At 35.4% G+C, this 15705-nt stretch carries 18 protein-coding genes; all 18 read left to right on the top strand.

The window, feature by feature from the left end:
- Positions 1 to 194: 194 nt before the first annotated feature.
- Entirely contained in the window at positions 195 to 785 is a 591-nt protein-coding gene (locus BST85_RS13350) for a hypothetical protein (RefSeq protein WP_104813716.1), read from the top strand.
- A gap of 213 nt (positions 786 to 998) precedes the next feature.
- The gene (locus tag BST85_RS13345) at positions 999 to 1340 is read left to right on the top strand and encodes a hypothetical protein (RefSeq protein WP_104813715.1); all 342 of its coding nucleotides are present in this window, start codon (positions 999 to 1001) and stop codon (positions 1338 to 1340) included.
- A gap of 198 nt (positions 1341 to 1538) precedes the next feature.
- On the top strand, positions 1539 to 2375 hold the full coding sequence (locus BST85_RS13340) for a LapA family protein (protein WP_104813714.1): 837 nt from the start codon (positions 1539 to 1541) through the stop codon (positions 2373 to 2375).
- 154 nt (positions 2376 to 2529) lie between these two features.
- A complete protein-coding gene (locus tag BST85_RS13335; protein ID WP_104813713.1) occupies positions 2530 to 2886 on the top strand; it encodes a hypothetical protein in 357 nt (118 codons plus the stop codon).
- Positions 2887 to 3098: 212 nt separating this feature from the next.
- The gene (locus BST85_RS13330; protein ID WP_146090730.1) at positions 3099 to 3734 is read left to right on the top strand and encodes a hypothetical protein; all 636 of its coding nucleotides are present in this window, start codon (positions 3099 to 3101) and stop codon (positions 3732 to 3734) included.
- A 215-nt stretch (positions 3735 to 3949) separates the two neighbouring features.
- Entirely contained in the window at positions 3950 to 4534 is a 585-nt protein-coding gene (locus BST85_RS13325; RefSeq protein ID WP_104813711.1) for a hypothetical protein, read from the top strand.
- A 161-nt stretch (positions 4535 to 4695) separates the two neighbouring features.
- Complete coding sequence (locus BST85_RS13320) at positions 4696 to 5346, top strand: alpha/beta hydrolase (RefSeq protein ID WP_104813710.1); 651 nt, start codon at positions 4696 to 4698, stop codon at positions 5344 to 5346.
- 210 nt (positions 5347 to 5556) lie between these two features.
- Entirely contained in the window at positions 5557 to 6210 is a 654-nt protein-coding gene (locus BST85_RS13315) for a tetratricopeptide repeat protein (RefSeq protein ID WP_104813709.1), read from the top strand.
- Between the two features lie 227 nt (positions 6211 to 6437).
- Positions 6438 to 6974: a DUF6090 family protein gene (locus BST85_RS13310; protein ID WP_104813708.1), complete on the top strand. Its 537-nt coding sequence runs from the start codon at positions 6438 to 6440 to the stop codon at positions 6972 to 6974.
- Between the two features lie 245 nt (positions 6975 to 7219).
- Entirely contained in the window at positions 7220 to 7633 is a 414-nt protein-coding gene (locus tag BST85_RS13300; RefSeq protein WP_104813706.1) for a DUF6326 family protein, read from the top strand.
- 256 nt (positions 7634 to 7889) lie between these two features.
- Positions 7890 to 8555: a helix-turn-helix domain-containing protein gene (locus BST85_RS13295; protein ID WP_104813705.1), complete on the top strand. Its 666-nt coding sequence runs from the start codon at positions 7890 to 7892 to the stop codon at positions 8553 to 8555.
- A 586-nt stretch (positions 8556 to 9141) separates the two neighbouring features.
- On the top strand, positions 9142 to 9393 hold the full coding sequence (locus BST85_RS13290; RefSeq protein WP_104813702.1) for a hypothetical protein: 252 nt from the start codon (positions 9142 to 9144) through the stop codon (positions 9391 to 9393).
- 231 nt (positions 9394 to 9624) lie between these two features.
- The gene (locus BST85_RS13285; protein ID WP_104813704.1) at positions 9625 to 9828 is read left to right on the top strand and encodes a hypothetical protein; all 204 of its coding nucleotides are present in this window, start codon (positions 9625 to 9627) and stop codon (positions 9826 to 9828) included.
- Complete coding sequence (locus BST85_RS13280; RefSeq protein WP_146090729.1) at positions 9756 to 10427, top strand: alpha/beta fold hydrolase; 672 nt, start codon at positions 9756 to 9758, stop codon at positions 10425 to 10427. Before BST85_RS13285 ends, BST85_RS13280 begins: the two co-directional genes overlap by 73 nt.
- 191 nt (positions 10428 to 10618) lie before the next feature.
- Positions 10619 to 10870, top strand: coding sequence for a hypothetical protein (locus BST85_RS13275; RefSeq protein WP_104813702.1), 252 nt, complete (start codon positions 10619 to 10621; stop codon positions 10868 to 10870).
- Positions 10871 to 11083: 213 nt separating this feature from the next.
- A complete protein-coding gene (locus BST85_RS13270) occupies positions 11084 to 12775 on the top strand; it encodes a TlpA family protein disulfide reductase (protein WP_104813701.1) in 1692 nt (563 codons plus the stop codon).
- Positions 12776 to 12925: 150 nt separating this feature from the next.
- Complete coding sequence (locus BST85_RS13265; protein ID WP_104813700.1) at positions 12926 to 13951, top strand: amidohydrolase family protein; 1026 nt, start codon at positions 12926 to 12928, stop codon at positions 13949 to 13951.
- Between the two features lie 189 nt (positions 13952 to 14140).
- Complete coding sequence (locus BST85_RS13260) at positions 14141 to 15625, top strand: alpha/beta fold hydrolase (RefSeq protein WP_104813699.1); 1485 nt, start codon at positions 14141 to 14143, stop codon at positions 15623 to 15625.
- The last annotated feature ends 80 nt before the right edge of the window (positions 15626 to 15705 follow it).

The raw sequence follows: 15705 nt of genomic DNA, 5'->3' as shown, positions 1-15705 counted from the left end.
TAACAAAATAAAGGCAAAGACTTGCCTCGCCTTCGGGCCAATTTTTTGGCTCCGCCAAAACCAAGCGCCAGGCAAGTCAGAGAGCCGTACGGCTCTTATACGAAACCGTTACCCACTATATGAATATCTCGCCCAAATTATACTTCATTTTCTTTCTAGCATTTTCTCTCGTTTCCTGCTCGACTCAAGAAGAAATGAACTTCGCAGAATCATTAAGCGGATGCCTAGAAGACAAAGACATTCTCGCATTAAATAATGCAACAGTTTATGTTGAGTTGTTATTAGATGGACATTATGGCAATTCGAATTCAAATGAAAATTTCTATGCCTTTCTCACCGACCTTAGTTCTCCAGGGTTTATATCAAATTTTGAGAAAGACTTCTTTATAAACGAATTTTCAGTTCAACTACTTTATGAGCTTGAGGAATCGGGTACTTTCGATAAGATCTGGACATTGGAGTTGCCAGAAGAAGAGGACTCAATTGAGATTCCTATCGCGGTTCTTCCAGAAAATGAAGAATCAAAAGAATTAGATCTATCAATCTATTATATTGATCCTAAAGGCGACTACTTGAAATGTTTAAATGAGCATTCAAAAAATGACAAAGTCATAGAGATCCTAAACTCACTCTCAGAAGGTTTAAGTCTAAGTCCGAATTTAATTGCTGGCGCTCTTAAGGAAGCCTTCAATAATAATGAAGTTGATGACCAATTGAGTAAAGTAGTAATCTCAATGGAGTGTTATTTCAGCATAGTGAATTTAGTGGATAAGAATACGAGATAAAAATACAGTGGGTAACAACGCATAAGAGCCATACTCAGTGTGGTAAGTATCAAAGCAAGATCATTTGAAACAAAAACCGAACATTAACTAACAAAACAAACGCATAGACTTGCCTCGCCTTCGGGCCAATTTTTTGGCTCCGCCAAAACCCGGCGCCAGGCAAGTCATAGAGCCGTACGGCTCTTATACGAAACCGTTAGCTGTAATTGCCAAATGAAACGTAAACGCAGAACAAACTTTATCGTCGGATCCGGTTATATCGGAGCCGGAAACAAGTTTTCTGTTATTACTGGGAAAGCTCGATCGCCTTTTCAGAAAATTAAGGCGATCTACGGAGAAGAATTGGAGCGCAATGACTCTCCAGAAACACAAGGCATAAAGGTTGAAGAACTGACTGAAGAAAGAAGATTAGAAATTCGTCGAAAAGTCAAGCAAACTATGCTCCAAGAGCAACGTAAACAAATAATAAGTGGTGTATTTGCGGGAGTTTTGACAATCGCAGGATTGTATTTGACTTTTTTATTAATTAAGTGGTTGATAAGCAACTTCAGCTAACAACGGCTATAACTCAGTGTGCTATTGTTCTGGACCGATAATTGATCAAGTGAAAACTAATAACAACGTAAAACAAACAACAACGCAAAAACCCGGCTCACTGGCCCGGGCCAACTTCCGGCGCTTAACGTTCGCCGGGTCCTATGACCCACCGAAGTCATAGCCAAACCGTTAGCGGTAATTTGAACCAAAACCTGAATGAGAGAACAAATAACAGTTGATAAAGCAATAAAAAGAGGACATTTAATTGTAAATGTTCCTGTATTTATCGCAATTATTGGCTGTCCAGCTTTGGCTTTATACTTAAAAAAACAGAATTTAATTCCTGGTTGGGGAATTGGAATAGCTTTTTTGATAGGGTTTGTTTTAGCTTGGTTAATTTGGAGTTTTATGATTACCAAATGGAGAATTTGGGCATTTGAGAATGTGAGAAACGTACACGAGTTAAAGAAAAGAGCTATCCAAGAAAAATTGATTTGGAATGACGGAAATATTTTTGAAAAAACGGAAATAAGAAATACCGAGGATAAGAGTAAACTAAAAAAACTTGAAAAGAAATTTGAGCAAGAAGATGAATATAGAGAAGATTATTCTCTTCCGCCTAAAATGGAAATTCACTATTCGAAAACCTATAACTATTTTGAACTCGGAGTTTCAATTTTAATAATTGGAGTTGGAATTTATTTTTTCACTAAAGGAGAGACTAAGCAATATATTTTGGGTGTAATTATGACTGGAATTGGACTTTACAGCACAATAAAGGAATTTAGGAAAGCAATTGATAGAAAACCAAAAATAATAATTGACTCAAAAGGTATTCAAACCAAAAACGTGGAATTTAAAAACTGGTCAAATATAGAAAGTGAGGAAGTTGTACAAGAAGGTTATGGAAAGTCAGCTAAATCCTATCTGACTTATTTCTACGATGAAGAAGAATTTGAAAAAATAGAAATTGACTCTCTGAATGTAACACACAGAGAATTAGAAAATATAATAAGAACATATAGAATACGAAATAATAAAAACTACCGCTAACAATGGCTATAAGTAATTGCTTGTTCTTGCCTACTTCTGAAAATCCTCGCGGATTTTCAGTTTGGTGTATACTTGCAAAGTTAAGTGCTAAACTACGCAACTACTCATAGCCGAGACCGTTATGTACCATCCACTTTAGTTTAACCTACTTTCCATGATCATAGGAATTGTATTATCCATTTTCGTTCTATACTTGATCATTAACGCATGGTCTGAAGTGAAAAATGAAGAACCCACAAAACGATTTACTTCAGTAAGCTATCAACTTTTGTTTGCGTTAGTTCTCTCAACAATCATCTCAATTACAATCGCACTTCAAGCGGACATCCCAGCCAGTTCTGGACATGGAGGTTTTGTGTATATAATAGTGCCTTCCCTTTGGGGCATAGGTATCTTCATTCTGTATTTCATTTCTCTATTGGCACTCCCAAAACGTAAATTTCTACTGGGATTGTTGGGAATAATGGCAAATGTCTGTGTTGGCCTTGTGGTAATGGGTACTGATAATTAAGACGGTACATAACAACGCATAAAAACCAGTACGATATGCGGGAAATACGTATTTACTCGCTCCCAGAAATTACTAACTTGGCATTAATAACAAAGCAAACGGCAGTGCAGTTGCCTTGCCTTTGCCCCAATTTTCCGGCACAGCCGGAATCGACGCAGGCAAGTCATAGAGCCGTACGGCTCTTATACGAGACCGTTGGCAAACATTATGAAATGACTGAATCTAAGCAGACAAATGAGAATCGTATCGGAGGATTATTCTTAATTATTGGTACGCTTGTTCTTTTGACGACCATATACTTTGAATATCGTATTGGTTGGATTGGCAATTCTAGAACTGATAACGAAACGATTGAATTTCTAATAAGCAACTGGGAAAACTTAAAAAGTATTTGGGCTTGGCAAATGTGTAGTCATTTTATCTTCATAGTAGGATACCTTTTATTATTAAAAACCGCTATCCTCGTTATGCGAATTCTATGGTCCATACTTGTGGTGTGCAGCCTATTGGTTGTAGTTGCTTTCGGGCTTACTCTCGGAAGTTATTATCCAGCCTTAGAAATATATAATAGTGAGCCAGTAATATTTGAAACCATTAGAGGTGGCATTGGATATCTTTATCAATTTGGCCGATTTGGACTTTTGGTATTTGCAGTTGCGTTTTTACTAGAAACACTGAATAAGAATGGTAAAATCCCTAAAATACTGGGATCTAGCCTTTTCATATTTATTATACTTGTTTTAATAATCGGTTACGCATTAGGGGTTTCGATGAAGATAATTGGTGCAGCATTTTTTCTTTTACCATTAGCAATTGGATATTTTTATTTCAAGAATGTGGATAAATAGCACAAAAACGTTTGCCAACAACGGCTATAACTCAGTGGGCTAATGATCTGGACCGATAATTGATCAAGTGAAAACTAAACACAACGTAAAACAAACAACAACGCAAAAACCCGGCTCACTGGCCCAGGCCAACTTCCGGCGCTTAACGTTCGCCGGGCACTGTGGCCCACCGAAGTCATAGCCAAACCGTTGGCATTCATTTAAAATAGAACATTATGAAACTTGGAAAACTACTTTGGACTTCAGGTTCGATATTAATAAACGTAACAATAGGAATTTATATCTATTTATCAAGTAAGGCACCACTTGACCCAGTAGAAAGACATGATTATGTGAATGAAAATTGGGATTCATACGGTACGCACTGGAAATTTGAATTTCTATTTATGACTTTGATAGCGATAGGTGCGTTATACTTTGCTTTTAATCTTAAGAAAATAAGTTGGACAATAATTTCAGTTGGACAATTGATTCTGCTATCAACCTATCCAATAATGCTTGGCGGATTTGAAAATACATCTTTTGAATTGTCTCAAATGGCAAATCAAATAGCAACCGTAGTATTTGTTTTTGGAAACTTAATTTTTTTAGGCGGACTATTAAAACTATACTCATCAGATAAATATCTGAAAAAATGGTTGAAATGGACTGCAATAGCACTTTCAGGAATTACATTTTTGACCTTCTTAATTACGTTTATTGGAATTATTGATTGGAAACAAGCATTGATGATAGGACCTTTAGTTAATGTGCTTTATCTAATCAATGCGTACTATGGAATGAAATTAAAAGTGGAATAAGAACGAAATGCCAACAATGGCTATAATTCATTGTGGCAACGAGTTAAAACAAAGTTTAATTTATAAATGAAAGGTCTGGATTTCGGCGGAATAATCCTGCGGATGATTCCACAACGAAATCATAGCCGAGACCGTTATGGTGCATTAACAAGTGCTAATTCATGAGGATTTACTGTATAAGTGGGCTTGGTGCTGATGAGAGAGTTTTCGAAAAGCTCAAACTTGATGCGGAAATGATTCATCTGAATTGGATCGAACCAAACAAAAACGAAGATCTAAAATCCTACGCGCTTAGACTTTCTGAGAAGATCGACCAATCTCAGCCATTCTGTTTAATGGGAGTAAGCTTTGGAGGCATGATTGCGACTGAAATAGGCAAACATCTCAACCCTGTTAAAGTATTTCTAATATCTACAGCTGAGATCAGCGATGAGTTACCTCTGCATTATCGCGCATTCGGAAAGACAAATCTATCTAAACTCATTCCTTCAAAGCTTTATGATATGCCAAAAGGAATGGCTTCGTTTATGTTTGGAACAGATGAGAAGGAACTTCTTGGGAAGATTCTAGATGACACCGATCCAAGCTTCACTAAATGGGCTATTGGTGCTTTAACCAGTTGGGATAATAAATCCCGGTTAGTAAACTCTTACAAGATTAATGGTACAAAGGACAGATTAATTCCACTAAACTCTCATCCATCCCACTATACAGTACAAAATGCTGGACATTTTATGATCTATGATAAAGCTGATGAAATCAGCAAGGTGGTGAATCAGCAATTAGATTTAACGCACCATAACAATGCATAAAGGCTAATTCCACAGCTCTGCTCCGCAGAGAGCAAATTCATAAACGGAAGTCTCACTCCGCTAGCCTTTCGTCGCACAACCGAACCTCCGCTTCGTTTCAACTTCTCGCTAGATTCTCATTACTCTGAGTGATTCTCTGAGTGTAAATTTGCTCCCTTCGGGCTGTTCCACTAGCTTTATGCTGGAACGTTGTGGGTAATATCATGAGGTATGATCAAAAAGTTAATCATTTTTTTCTTGGTTGTAACATCGCAGATTTACAGTCAGAATTTGGAGGAAAAGTTTCGTGACGAAGTTTGTAAATGCCTAGGAAAAAAATTCTCAAAAAACGTTGAAGATTTTCAATGTTTTAAACCTTTAGTTGAGAAATATGCCGAGGAAATAGATGAATTTGTAACAGAAGACGATAGAGGTATATTCCATTATCCATCGGACTTCTTCGAGTATTTCTTGTACGAATATCAACAGTATTACCTCGAGAATTGTGGTAGTTATTTTGAATCGTTAAAGTTTGCATATGACGAAGGCATTAGAATCTCCCTGCAACAAGTTGAATCTACAAGTTTTGAAAAACTGAACCGATATATTGAGGAATATGAATTTAACTCCAAGTTTATTTTAGAAAGAGGAATATTATATCTCAGAGAGGATAATTATAATTCAGCCTTAGCCGATTTTGACAGACTAGTGCGAGAAGATTCAACAGATTATCGAGCTATGGTATTGAAAGCTGTTTCTTTGGAAAAAATGGGTGAATACAATAGATCTTCTCAAGTTTATACTGATATTCTGAATAGGTCAAAAGACATTCGGTACAAATTGTTCGCAGAGTTAATGATATTCATGGGTAAAGAGAACAAATAATACTACCCACAACAACGGCTATAACTCAGTGGGCTATTGTTCTGGACCGAAAATTGATCAAGTGAAAACTAATAACAACGTAAACCAAACAACAACGCAAAAACCCGGCTCACTGGCCCGGGCCAACTTCCGGCGCTTAACGTTCGCCGGGCCCTGTGGCCCACCGAAGTCATAGCCGAAACCGTTAGCAGCAAGCGAAAAAATCGAATATAAAGAAGGAATTATTTATGAAAGGAATAAAGCACTTAATAAAGGAGATTTTGATAGTTATGATTGGAATTTTAATCGCATTATTCATAAATAACTGGAATGATGAAAGAAAGGAAGAAAAATATCTAAATCAAGTTTATTCTTCCATTCAGAACGAGTTGAAAGAAAACATTGATAACATTAAAAAAGTTTTACCCAAACACCAAGCTTCTGTCGACACAATCAATGTTTACTTGAATAACGATCGAATTTCATTGTACCAAATAATAATAAAAGCAAACGGAATTCACTCGCCTCCAATTAAAACCAATGGATGGAACGCCATAGCGAATACCAAAATCGAATTGATTGAATACAATAGGCTATCTGCCCTTGCCGACATAGATTATAGGAAACAAAATTTAACCAAAAGAATCGAGAAACATACTGAGTTTATATTCCAAAACTTTGAGGAAACGGATAGAACAAAAAAGGAGATTCTTAAGATGATGATTTTAGATATAATGGGTGCAGAAAAAAGATTACAAAATGAAATGGAGAAATTAATAAAATAAAAAGCCAGCTGCTAACAATGGCTATAAGTAATTGCTTGTTCTCACCTAATTTGGAAATTCTTGCGGAATTTCCAACTCGGTGTGTACTTGCGAAGTTCGTGGCAAACCCGCGCAACTACTCATAGCCGAGACCGTTGGCAGCAAGCTGAAAATCGAACTAATTTTATTATTCAGGCAACCATTTGAAAGGATTTTTACGTCTTAATGAATGAACTGATTCTTAAAACTAAAAAGACCAAACCAAAATGTTAGAAAATCCTAAAGTAAACATCAAAATAAAACTTGCCTCATTGTGGGCTTCTGCGACATTCTGCTATTTATATGGCGACTATTTTGAACTATACACACCTAATAAAGTAAATAGCTTGATTTCAGGAGACAATATAATGGATAGTCCGACTACACTGCTAATTGCTTCTGTAATTTTAGCAATCCCATCTATTATGGTCTGTCTTTCAATTTTTCTCAAACCAAAAATAAACCGAACCCTTAATATAATATTTGGAATCATTTTTACAATAATGATGATATTTATCGGAATTATGTCAACGAACGAATGGTATTTATTTTATGTCTTTCTAGCATTTTTAGAAAGTATACTTACTGGGTTAATTGTTTGGTATGCTTGGAAATGGCCTAAAGAAAAAATAATTACTTAAAAAAGGTTTGACCGAATTATAAAATCTAAAAGCCAGTTGCCAACAATGGCTATAAGTAATAGCTTGTTCTCGTCTACTTCTCAAAATCCGCGAGGATTTTCAGTTCGGTTTGTACTTTCAAAGTTACCTGCTAACCCGCGCAACTACTCATAGCCAAGACCGTTGTAACCAATTGACGCAAAGATGACGTTAACTTGACGTAATCAGTGAATATGTTTCCGATATACATTTGCTGAAACATCAAATATTACGAATAATGGAAACAAAAAATTTAGGACAAAAATTAAAAGAATTAAGAGCAATCAGAGGAATGTCTCAAGAATATTTGGCAGAAGAGTCGAAAGTAAGTTTAAGAACAATCCAAAGAATTGAGAATAATGAATCCGAACCTACTGGAGAAACAGTTAAAAGAATAGCCAATGCTTTAGATGTGCAATTAACAGAACTGACTGGTTCTGATTTAGTCGCTGAAACAAACGATTTAAAAGCAACTATAATTTTTCTAAAAAAACAGCTTTCGAAAACCAACGAAAAATCAGAAATCAAGACGTTTGAAAAATTCATAGCTATTTTACAGAGCCTAAAAGAAAAGGATTTGAGTCCTGAACAAATTGATGGAATTGAAAGCTACATTCAATTTCTGGAACTTGAAAAAATACCTTCATTTAGCAACGAAATGTTTAAACAGAAACTGACTAAATTTAAAAAGTACCTCAAAAACAAATTACATTTCGTTCCAAATAATTATTACACAACTTGGACAGCTAGTTTTGGACTTTCGTTTGCTGTTGGTTTTGCTGTTCAAAATAATTTAGATAATAGCATTAAGATTGGAGTAGTTTCAGTTGCTTTAGTAATAATTGGAATTGGAATAATAATGGATATTAGAATGAAAAGACACGAACGTACATTTAGTTTCTAAAACAACTGGTAACAACAATGGCTATAGGTAATTGCTTATTCTCACCTACTTCTGAAAATTGCTGGCGCCAGTTCGTACTTCGTGCTCGTGTCTCGCGGATTTTCAGTTTGTTGCGTACTTGCAAAGTTAACTGCTATCCCACGCAACTACTCATAGCCGGAACGTTACTGCAAATACTGGGGTGTTTAGTCGCTCCATCACAATTTCTCTCCCAATCACTTTCCAAAATAGTCTGACCAGGTTTGGTATATAAGGTATCATAAGGGAAAAATGATCCTTTGAGACTGAATCGAATGGTTGTTTCCAAAAGGCCAAAGCCTATAAAACAAATACCTGCAGTAACAACGCATAAAAGCCAGTGCGAATTGCGGGAAACACGTATTTACTCGCTCCAAGAAATTACTAACTTGTCTAGGTAAACAAAACACACGGCAGTCCACTTGCCCTGCCCTTGCCCCAATTTTCCGGCACAGCCGGAATCGACGCAGGCAAGTACCTGAGTCGCACCAAGTTTTTATACGAAACCGTTGTAAAACATTGAATCAATGACCAACCAAGCTGTAGTACGAATTACTTGTAAGTAACCATGGAAGAAATTGTATTTGGTTTGCTTAATTCAATCGGTTATTTCGTTCGAAAGGGATTGACAGGGTTTTGGGGAAAGGTCTCTAGCGCACGGGGTAATGAAGATCCAACCAAAGAAAATAGCACTGAGGTCAAAATGGTGGTTGATACATGGATAGGGTTTATTGTGGTAATTGCAATCATTACCGGAATAGTATTTGCCTACCAAACGTTTTACAACAACGCATATTCCGGGAAGAGGAAGGTCTGGTAGACCTTCTGATGAGCGGACCTTGCGAAGCAAGCCATACTCAGTATGGTAAGCATCAAAGCGAGAACTTTTGAAACAGAAACCGAACATTAACTAACAAAACAAACGCAGAGACTTGCCTCGCCTTCGGGCCAATTTTTTGGCTCCGCCAAAACCCAGCGCAAGGCAAGTCCTAGAGCCGTACGGCTCTTATACGAAACCGTTAGGCATAATTAAAAACCAAAATAGAATTAGATGAAAACCAAACTATTTTTACTTGGCATTATCTGTTTAGTCACAATTACAACTTTTGCGCAAACAGATACTAATGAATTAAATTTCAATTTCGTTAAAAAAGGAAATGGAAGTCCTGTCGTAATATTTGAATCAGGACTCGGAGAAACTTTAGGGGTTGGAAAACTATTCAAGACAGTATTTCAAAAATTACTACTACCATAAGCTATGATAGAATTGGTCTTGGTAAATCTTCTGCAACAGAAAATCCAAGAACATTAGAAAATTTGACATCTGAATTAAATAGATTTCTTGAAAATGAAAAAATTGACAGTCCAATAATTTTTGTTGGTCATTCATTGGGTGGTTTTATAATTAGAAAATTTCAAAATTCCTATCCAGAAAAAGTCGTTGGACTTTTATTTGTTGACCCTTCTCACGAAAGACTTATGGAACGAATATTGGCAACAAAAACTGAAGAAGAGTCGAATATGATGACCAAAGGAATGGATGGCTTCTATGCCAGTCAACCAATTGGAATCCAAAATGAGTACAAAGAAGTATCCAGTATGGACAATGAAATGAAAGAACTAAAACTACCAACTGAAATACCTATAACAATTTTAGCCTCTTATCAAGCGCCACCACCACCTTTCAGTCCTGACGACATAAAAATCAAAAAAGAACTATTTAATAATTGGGTTGAGAGTGCGCCACAAACTAAACTTATTAGCACAACAAAAAGTGGTCACTATATTCATTATTCTGAACCTAACTTGGTCATTGATGAAATAAAAAATTTACTAAACGAAATAGAAGATTAAAAAACTAGGCCTAACAATGGCTATAAGTAATTGCTAGTTCTTGCCTACTTCTGAAAATCCGCGAGGATTTTCAGCTTGGTGTGTACTTGCAAAGTTAAGTGCTAAACCACGCAACTACTCATAGCCGAAACGTTGTAAAACATTGAATCAATGACCAACCAAGCTGTAGTACGAATTACTTGTAAGTAACCATGGAAGAAATTGTATTTGGTTTGCTTAATTCAATCGGTTATTTCGTTCGAAAGGGATTGACAGGGTTTTGGGGAAAGGTCTCTAGCGCACGGGGTAATGAAGATCCAACCAAAGAAAATAGCACTGAGGTCAAAATGGTGGTTGATACATGGATAGGGTTTATTGTGGTAATTGCAATCATTACCGGAATAGTATTTGCCTACCAAACGTTTTACAACAACGCATATTCCGGGAAGAGGAAGGTCTGGTAGACCTTCTGATGAGCGGACCTTGCGAAGCAAGCCATACTCAGTGTGGTAAGTATCAAAGCAAGATCATTTGAAACAAAAACCGAACATTAACTAACAAAACAAACGCAAAGACTTGCCTCGCCTTCGGGCCAATTTTTTGGCTCCGCCAAAACCCAGCGCAAGACAAGTCCTAGAGCCGTACGGCTCTTATACGAAACCGTTAGCTTTAATTTAATGAAAACAATAGTATTAATATCACTTTCATTTCTTTTGTTCTTGAGTTGTACTGAATTCAGCACAACTGATAAAATTGCATTGGATTCTACTAAAATGGAAGATTTTTATAAAGCCAGCAAACCAAAGCTTGAGATTGAAATATTAAATATCCCAAAAGATAGCTTCAGTAAAATTAATGTTTCTTACGTTAAAGCACCATTGTTTAAAAAAATGGAGCCTTCTAAAACCATACCACTTAATAAAGAAGGTAAATTCATATTGCAATTAGACTATTCAATTCCTAATCAAGAAATATTTTTAACAGTCGGAAAGCTATATTATGGAAGTCTTTCTTTATCAAAGGGTCTGAAAATGTCAATTGATTACAAAATAGCTAGAAAAGAACTCATATGGAATTATGATGAATCTTTGACTTTTAGTGGAGATGATTCAAGTCTGAATTATGCGCTAGCAAAATATAGCGTTTATAATATTGATGAGAAACAAGAAGTTTTTCAAAATCTATTAGAAATTAGCGGTAAAAAGTTTTCTGACTTTTCTCACTTTAAAAGATCATTAGACTCATTGAATCAAATATTAATTGAAACAGAAACAAATTTTTCAAAAGAAAATAACCATAGCTTCTTATGGTATATCAGTCATATACGAGAAAATGAATATTATAGCCAACTTCTTACCTATGCCCAATTGAACGAAATTTCGATAGATAGCACAACGCTAAATTTAATTAAAAATCGGCAATCTTATGGCGTAACAAACGCTAGTGATCAATTTCTAAGAAATCAGGTTTATAGCCATTACGGACTACAAAAATATACTATTGATTATTGGAAAAGACTATATCAATTCAAAAAGGGAAACAGTAGGCGATATAATCAACTTGACAATTTTTTATCTATTTGGGAAGAAAAATTGAATGGAAACCCAGTAAACGATGAGTTATTTAATAACTTAAAATTCCAACTAACGAATTCATTTTTAAGGGAATGGCAATTACTCGATATTGATGGGTTATCAAAAGTCTTGGATAGTATTTATGAACCTAAAAAAAGTGACTTATTAAAATTAAAACTTTGGTCTAATGATTTGACATATTATGAGTATGAATACAATCAAATTTATAAACATTTAAGGACGAATTGGGCAAAAAATGTATTGAGTGAAGAAAAGAAAAAATTGTCAAAAAATAAACGTGATATACATTACATCAAAAGCAATGCTACCGAGGTTAACTCTCAAATGAAAACATTTGAATTTGGTGCAACACTTTATGATTTTGAGCATATAAAAACCAAAGACCAATTAATTTCTAATATTCTTTCTTTAAATAATTCAAAATATAATCTCATAGACTTTTGGGCAACCTGGTGTGCACCTTGTTTTGAAGAAATGAAATATAGTAAAGTACTGTATGAAAAAGTGGATAAAGAGAAAATAGAATTTATTTATCTGTGTACAAACTCTAACTCAAATAAAGAAAAATGGGAAAATAAAATATTGGAAATGGAACAAAAAGGTATTCATATTTATGCAAATCAGAAAGTAGTTAATGAATTGATGTCTGAGTTATCTTTAAATGGGTTTCCAAGCTATGCGCTTTTTAATTCGGAAGGTGAATATTTAAACGGATTGATTACTAGAATGAAAACCTTGACTATCAATAAGTTAAATGAAATTGTAGAAAAATAAACTAAAGCTAACAATGGCTATAAGTAATTACTTGTTCCCACATACTTCTGAAAATCCTCGCGGATTTTTACTTTGTAATGTATTTGCAAAGTTAAGTGCTAACCCACGCAACTACTTATAGCCGAGACCGTTGGGCACAATTTAGAATAAATGAGATTAATTTTTACATTCTTCATATTTTCCTTACTGAGTGGCTGTAATTCCAATAGGGAATCAAAAGTAACTCATGAAAAAGCATTAAAATATGAAGGACCAATAATTGATATGCATATTCATTCAGCCGAGAATGAGGAGTTTACTATTGACACCTTGGGTTTTTGTCTTCCAATTACCAGTATCATTCAGCATTTTGACCCGAAAGATGATTATTTAGAAATATGGAATAATAAGCTTCATGATCCGGAGTGTGATGATCCGATATGGTCACCAAGTTCCTACGAAAATTTCATCGAAAGATTGACTTACCAACTTGACAAGCATAATATTACAGCTGTAACTAGTGGACCTCCTTTAGCAGTTGAAAATATGTATAATAGAATTGGTGATAGGATAATCAAAAGTTGCCAATTTAGGATTGGGAGGGATAACATTACCACGGATAGTTTAAGAATCTTAGTTAATAAAAATGGATTCCGAGTTCTGGGTGAAATTTCTAATCAATATGAAGGTATAGCTCCTTCAGATCCAAGGATGGAACCATATTACGCAGTTGCTGAAGAACTCGATATACCTATAGCAATTCATTTAGGTTCTGGATTACCTGGGCATTTTTATTTTGAGCCGGGACTTACACCACGTCTATCTAATCCATTGGAATTAGAACCAATTATTAGAAAGTTTCCAAAGTTGCGTATTTCAATTATGCATTATGGTGAACCATATATTGATGAGCTCATTTCAATGATGGTAAACTATCCACAACTTTACGCTGATATAGGTGGAATGCAAGTATTCTATCCACGTGAATATTTTTATGAATATCATTTAAAAAAGATGGTAAGTGCAGGATTGGGTAAACGAATTATGTTCGGGACAGATATGATCATTTGGCCAGAAATAATTGATCGTGCAGTTAAAGTGATTGATGAGGCTCCTTTTCTTTCAATGAAGCAAAAAGACGATATTTTTTATAACAATGCTGCAAGGTTTTTAAGGTTAGAGGAGAAAAAGAAATAAACTGTGCCCAACACCGTGTAAAAATAATTGCTTGGTACAAGCCTATTCGGAAAATTGCTGGCGCCAGTTCGCACTTCGTGCTCGTGTCTCGCGGATTTTCAGTTTGGTGTGTACTTGCAAAGTTAAGTGCTAACCCACGCAACTACTCATAGCCGAAACCGTTGTAAGCAATTAAAACAATCCAAGGAAATGACAAGGAAAATTATTAGAATTAGTATCGTTATTCTGATTTCTGTTAGTTGCTATGGCCAAAACACAATGCATTTTACCCCAACTTTTACTGAGTCAAAAAAGACTACCCATAAAATAAAGAAAGAACAAGCCTATACTTTTGGCTACCTAGAAGTACTCGAAAATAGAGATAAGCCCAATGGCAATACCATACAGTTACCTGTTTACATTTTTAAAAGTCGTAGCAAGAATCCTAAATCTGACCCTATTCTGTATACGGTTGGAGGTCCTGGATATACGTCTATGCGTGCATCAAAGTATATGCAATACTATAAGTATCTTGATGATAGAGATTTTATTTTATTCGAGCAAAGAGGAACGCAATATGCAAAGCCAAGTTTAGATTGCCCTGAATGGTCAAGAGCGGTTTATCAATCCAATCTTCCAAATTTTGACGCAACCAAAACCGATAGCCTTTTTCAAAAAGCGGCTACAGCCTGTAAAGAAAGATTAGAAAAAAGCGGAATTAACCTAAACTATTACACAACAAACCAAATTGCAGCCGATATAAACGACTTAATAAATATATTAGGAATTGAAGAATATAACTTGCTTACAATGTCTTACAGTACTAAGATTGGGCAGGTCTTAATTAGAGATTATCCTGATAAAATTAGAAGTGTAGTAATGGATTCACCTCTTCCATTAGAAGTTAATTATGATGAAGAAAGCGTGAACAATCTGCTAGAGTCTATGGATAAACTACTCTCTGATTGTGAAACCGATGATGTCTGTAATGATGCCTTCCCGAATATTAAAAGTCGCTTCCTCAAATATTTAGAAGAAAAAACAAACAATCCACTTGAAGTAAAAGTAGAAAATCCAAAAAATGGCAAACTGGAAACGTTTTACCTAAAAGGAAAAGACTTGATAAGTGTATTCTCTTCAGCCTCAACGGGAAGTGTACCCAATATTCCTTATGAAATAAATAAAATACTCAACAATGATTTGTCTTCGGTAAAAAAACAATTACAATCTTTATTCCAAGAACCCGGAGATGGCATTGGGAAAGGGATGCGTCTATCGGTATGGTGTGCAGAAGAGAACCCCTTTAATTCCCAAGAAAAAATCACTATCGAAACAAATAAATATCCAGAAGTTAAAGGATTATCACCAACAGTTTTTGATAAAAAGGTTTGTGAAATTTGGAGTGTTAAAGAAGTACCTGAAATTGAAAATATGGCTGTAAAGAATGATATACCCGTTCTTTTAATAAGTGGAGAATATGATGAATTGACACCTGTCAAATGGGCTGAATCAATGACCAATAATCTGACAAATTCCTACCATCTGATTTTTAAAGGCTGGAAACATGGGCCTACTACCAATTGGAGTAATACATGTGCAATGCAGGCAGCAAATGATTTTTTTAACAATCCAACTGCGATACCGAAACCAGAATGTTTTGAACAAATCAAAGGGCCAGAATTTAAAACAGAATAAATAACTGCTTACAACAAAACCTATACACAATGCCCTTCGGGACACTGCGCATAGCCAAAACGTTAGGAACAACCTGAATA

Source organism: Aureitalea marina, assembly GCF_002943755.1.
GTDB classification, from domain to species: Bacteria; Bacteroidota; Bacteroidia; order Flavobacteriales; family Flavobacteriaceae; genus Aureitalea; species Aureitalea marina.
This window is presented reverse-complemented; position numbering and strand designations above follow the sequence as displayed.

Coding starts and splice junctions, on each gene's coding strand:
- BST85_RS13345 (WP_104813715.1), top strand. CDS start 999: ATGAAACGTAAACGCAGAACAAACTTTATCGTCGGATCCGGTTATATC.
- BST85_RS13275 (WP_104813702.1), top strand. CDS start 10,619: ATGGAAGAAATTGTATTTGGTTTGCTTAATTCAATCGGTTATTTCGTT.
- BST85_RS13315 (WP_104813709.1), top strand. CDS start 5,557: ATGATCAAAAAGTTAATCATTTTTTTCTTGGTTGTAACATCGCAGATT.
- BST85_RS13330 (WP_146090730.1), top strand. CDS start 3,099: ATGACTGAATCTAAGCAGACAAATGAGAATCGTATCGGAGGATTATTC.
- BST85_RS13295 (WP_104813705.1), top strand. CDS start 7,890: ATGGAAACAAAAAATTTAGGACAAAAATTAAAAGAATTAAGAGCAATC.
- BST85_RS13285 (WP_104813704.1), top strand. CDS start 9,625: ATGAAAACCAAACTATTTTTACTTGGCATTATCTGTTTAGTCACAATT.
- BST85_RS13300 (WP_104813706.1), top strand. CDS start 7,220: ATGTTAGAAAATCCTAAAGTAAACATCAAAATAAAACTTGCCTCATTG.
- BST85_RS13310 (WP_104813708.1), top strand. CDS start 6,438: ATGAAAGGAATAAAGCACTTAATAAAGGAGATTTTGATAGTTATGATT.
- BST85_RS13260 (WP_104813699.1), top strand. CDS start 14,141: ATGACAAGGAAAATTATTAGAATTAGTATCGTTATTCTGATTTCTGTT.
- BST85_RS13270 (WP_104813701.1), top strand. CDS start 11,084: ATGAAAACAATAGTATTAATATCACTTTCATTTCTTTTGTTCTTGAGT.
- BST85_RS13320 (WP_104813710.1), top strand. CDS start 4,696: ATGAGGATTTACTGTATAAGTGGGCTTGGTGCTGATGAGAGAGTTTTC.
- BST85_RS13290 (WP_104813702.1), top strand. CDS start 9,142: ATGGAAGAAATTGTATTTGGTTTGCTTAATTCAATCGGTTATTTCGTT.
- BST85_RS13265 (WP_104813700.1), top strand. CDS start 12,926: ATGAGATTAATTTTTACATTCTTCATATTTTCCTTACTGAGTGGCTGT.
- BST85_RS13325 (WP_104813711.1), top strand. CDS start 3,950: ATGAAACTTGGAAAACTACTTTGGACTTCAGGTTCGATATTAATAAAC.
- BST85_RS13350 (WP_104813716.1), top strand. CDS start 195: ATGAACTTCGCAGAATCATTAAGCGGATGCCTAGAAGACAAAGACATT.
- BST85_RS13340 (WP_104813714.1), top strand. CDS start 1,539: ATGAGAGAACAAATAACAGTTGATAAAGCAATAAAAAGAGGACATTTA.
- BST85_RS13335 (WP_104813713.1), top strand. CDS start 2,530: ATGATCATAGGAATTGTATTATCCATTTTCGTTCTATACTTGATCATT.